Below are 3,613 nucleotides of genomic sequence, written 5' to 3' on the forward strand. Positions count from 1 at the left end.
CTCACTTGATGATGTCTACTTTCTTTATAAATTCTTTTGAGAATCCTTTGAGTTTCTCGGCTTAAATCTCTAATAAATCTCATAAGTCTCTTGTTTTCTTGACTTTTGTTTTAGCTTATTCTACTTTTTATTATGTGTAATTTATTTTACATAAGCACTTAATAAGAGTTTAGCGTTAACTATTCATTTTGAGAAGGTTTTTTATGAGCGAAGCAGGCTTAGATAGAATCACAAAAGATTTTATAAAAAAATTTATGCAAGCTTATGAAATTGAGCAAGTAAATGAGAATAAAGATTTTGAAAAGTTTTCAGTTTATTGTGCAGTAAAACAAGACTATACAGCTCATCTTGAAGGGGAAGACTTAGATAATCTTTTTGTAGGCAGTGGTTCTGATACTGGAATAGACGGACTTGGAATAATAGTTGAAAATCAGTTAATAGAAGATATAGACGAAATAGATGACATTATAGGTAAAAAAGATAATGTACAAATAGTTTTTATTTTTGTGCAATCTACAACTACTAAAAGGTTTAATCCTAGTAAATTCAGGGATTTTACTATAGGAGTAAAAGAATTTTTTTATGACTATGCTAAACCAGATCAAAGAAAAACAAAAAGAAGGAATGCGAACATTGACAAAAAAGCAAAAGTAGCAAGCCAGCTACTTGAGAAAACATCAATAATGCTCGAAAGACCAGTATGTAAACTTTATTATTTTATGGGAAATGATATAGAAAATAGGTTGGGAATTAATACAGATGTGGTGGAAAGTGAAAAAGAATCTATTTTATTAGAATTAAATATTTTTGGTCGTGTAGACATAGAAGTAAGAGGAACAAATTACTTACATAATTTATACAGAAAAACCTTGGCAAAGCCAAAGGTACAAATATCTTTTCCTCGAAAAGTATCTTTACCACAAATAGATGATATTAACGCATCCTATATGGGTATATTACCTTTTTCGGAGTTTAAAAAGTTAATAATTGATGAAAATTCAGGTAATATAAGAAATGTTTTTGAAGATAATGTTCGGTACTTTAATGAAAAATTCCCTACGAATCGAAAAATAAAAGAAACTATAGAAAATGGCAACCTAGATAGATTTTTTATATTAAATAATGGAATAACTATTGTGACTAATAAATTAACTTCTTCTGCTGATTATATTACTCTTGAAGATTATCAAATTGTTAATGGATGCCAGACAAGTAATATTTTGTATCAATGCAGGAACTATCCTGGCATAGATAACCTTTATTTAACATTAAAAATTATACATACGGAAAATCAGGCAATAGCTAATGATATTACTATTGCTACAAATAACCAAACTACAGTGACTTATGAAGCCTTAAACTCTCTATTAAAATTTCATAAAGACCTTGAGATTTACTATAGCTCTAGAGCTTATACAGTTGAAAGGGAGCAAATATATCTTTATTACGGAAGACAGGAAGGAAAATACGAAAGAGACATAAATGTTGAAGCTAAATCAAGAATTATTTCAGTGATGAATCAGGCAAAATATTATGCTGCAATGTTTTTAGATGTTCCGTATGAATCATCAGCTTTTAGAGCAAGAATAAAGAAAAAAATAGATGAGCAAATAGTTTTCAAAGAGGGTCAGCCGTTTGAGCCATACTATACAAGTGCAGTAGTACATTATGAGCTACATAAATATTTAAAAAATTCACGTAATGAGCAAAACGAATTTAACATATACAGGTTTCATATACTTATGTTATTTAAATATTTAGTATTAGGAGCTGAAGTTAACAACAGCGCTCCCGAAAAAATAAAAGATTACTGTGAAAAAATGATAAGTGTCGTACAAGGGAAAAATAAGTTTGTAAAAATTGTAACCGAGGCTATAGAAATAATAGGGAGAACTCTAAATACATTACCAGAGCAGGAAGGAATGAATAAAACAGCTAATTTTGTTCAAACGATTAAAGCCGCAGCTAAATCTAAATATCCTCAAGGGATGTTTTAGCGCATACAAGTTTGCTGATCCATCTCATCCTAATGTTGCTGAAGCGCGATCGCATCCTCACTCAACCACAACACCAGCAAGAGCGATCGCATTCGCCAACCCCAACATAAATTAAGCGCGATCGCTACTTAGTTTCAGACTAGGGGGTGATTACAGCTTCCTCCTGAACTTGACACAATCGCTACAAAGGGCTTGCAAGGTCTGGTGGAGCGAAGGGAAGGGGAATGATTATTAAATCTTGGATGGTGATTGGGGGCGTGACTCTTTTAGTGGCGATGGGGAGTAACATCATTACGCCGAATGATGTTAAGTGGTTCAAACGCCTGCAACGACCAAGGTGGTTAACCTTTGAGCCATTAATTCCACTTATCTGGACAGTCGTTTTTATTTGTGGTGCTTGGTCAGCTTATATTGTCTGGGAACGCACCAAAAATTGGGGACTAATGGCGTTCTATCTTTTAGTAGAAATTGCAATTGTCGCCTACAACCCAATGATGCTGAGGTTACGCAGTCTCAAAGTTGGCACGATTATTGGCGCAATTGGTTCCGTTTTAGGTCTAATTCTGGCACTAACAGTCTTACCAATTTCCGGCTGGGCGTCTCTGTTGCTTGTTCCCTATGTGTTGTGGAGTCCGGTTGGAACTTTTACCACCTGGAAAATGATGCAACTTAATCCTGACGATGCTTAGAGACGGGGACGACCCCTCCTGACCGCTTCTTGCTAGGTTGAGAGGAGTGGTACCAGCGCAAGGGTTTAACTTCTGTCGAAGCGAGGACGCCCTGGGGCTAAGGCGGCATAAAGCTTACTTGGAAACATTTAATCCTTCCTTCTTGCTTGTCTTCCCTCACTAGCGGGGAATAGAGGAAGGTACGGGGAGGGAGAAATCCGACTTTCCCCGTTAACGAGGGATTTAAGGTGAAAGCAGTACCTGTTCGTAACGAGATCCGGCGCTTTCCCAGGTGTAGTCTGTTTCGATGAGCGATCGCGCATTTTTCGATAACTGCTCTCTGAGATCCGCATCTTCAAACAACTTAGCGATCGCATCTACATACTCTTCCACCCGATTAGCGCGTAACGCGCGTAACGGCACGCTTTCCCCGTCCACTGCTAATCCTTCCAAACCGCGATTGCTCCCCACTACGGGCACCCCAGATGCCATTGCCTCCAACGTTTTATTTTTGATCCCAAATCCTGTCCGCATCGGCACCACGCAGACGCAAGACTTGTGCAAATACTCTGCCATTGAAGGTACACGCCCCGTAACCGTAATCCCAGGACGCTTCCCTAAATCTACAACTTCCGTTCCAGGACGAGCGCCCACCAATTCCAGCGTCGCATCCGGATATCGCTTCTGAACCTCCGGGAACACCTCCAAACTAAAAAAGCGCACCGCATCAATATTCGGCGTGTTATCCATCGCCCCAACAAAAATTAATCGGTGTCCTCCCGGATCGGCAGAACGCATGGGAAACTGAGTAAAATCTACCCCATTCGGAATCACCTGAATTTGGGCGTTGGGATTAAATTCCTGAATTTGTTGCTTATCTTCCTCCGTCGTCACCACAATTGCCGAAAATTTAGAACAGTAGCGCTGCTCATAGCGGCGCAACAGCGG

General features: G+C 38.2%; 3 protein-coding genes. 2 read left to right on the forward strand and 1 reads right to left on the reverse strand.

What is annotated here, in order from left to right:
• Positions 1 to 203 precede the first annotated feature (203 nt).
• Positions 204 to 1,997 (forward strand): AIPR family protein, encoded by a 1,794-nt coding sequence (locus H6F50_RS25885; RefSeq protein WP_190430919.1) that lies wholly within the window; start codon positions 204 to 206, stop codon positions 1,995 to 1,997.
• A 227-nt stretch (positions 1,998 to 2,224) separates the two neighbouring features.
• Positions 2,225 to 2,686 carry a tryptophan-rich sensory protein gene (locus H6F50_RS25890; protein WP_190430921.1) on the forward strand — a complete coding sequence of 154 codons (462 nt, stop codon included), beginning with the start codon at positions 2,225 to 2,227 and terminating at the stop codon, positions 2,684 to 2,686.
• Between the two features lie 222 nt (positions 2,687 to 2,908).
• Here the strand turns inward: H6F50_RS25890 and H6F50_RS25895 are convergent.
• On the reverse strand, positions 2,909 to 3,613 hold a 705-nt coding region (locus H6F50_RS25895), incomplete at its 5' end, for a glycosyltransferase family 4 protein (RefSeq protein ID WP_190430920.1).

This window comes from Coleofasciculus sp. FACHB-712 (assembly GCF_014695635.1).
Taxonomy (GTDB): Bacteria; Cyanobacteriota; Cyanobacteriia; order Cyanobacteriales; family FACHB-T130; genus FACHB-T130.

What these genes read in the sequence shown, in the direction of transcription:
- H6F50_RS25885 (WP_190430919.1), top strand. Translation starts at nt 204, where the DNA reads ATGAGCGAAGCAGGCTTAGATAGAATCACAAAAGATTTTATAAAAAAA.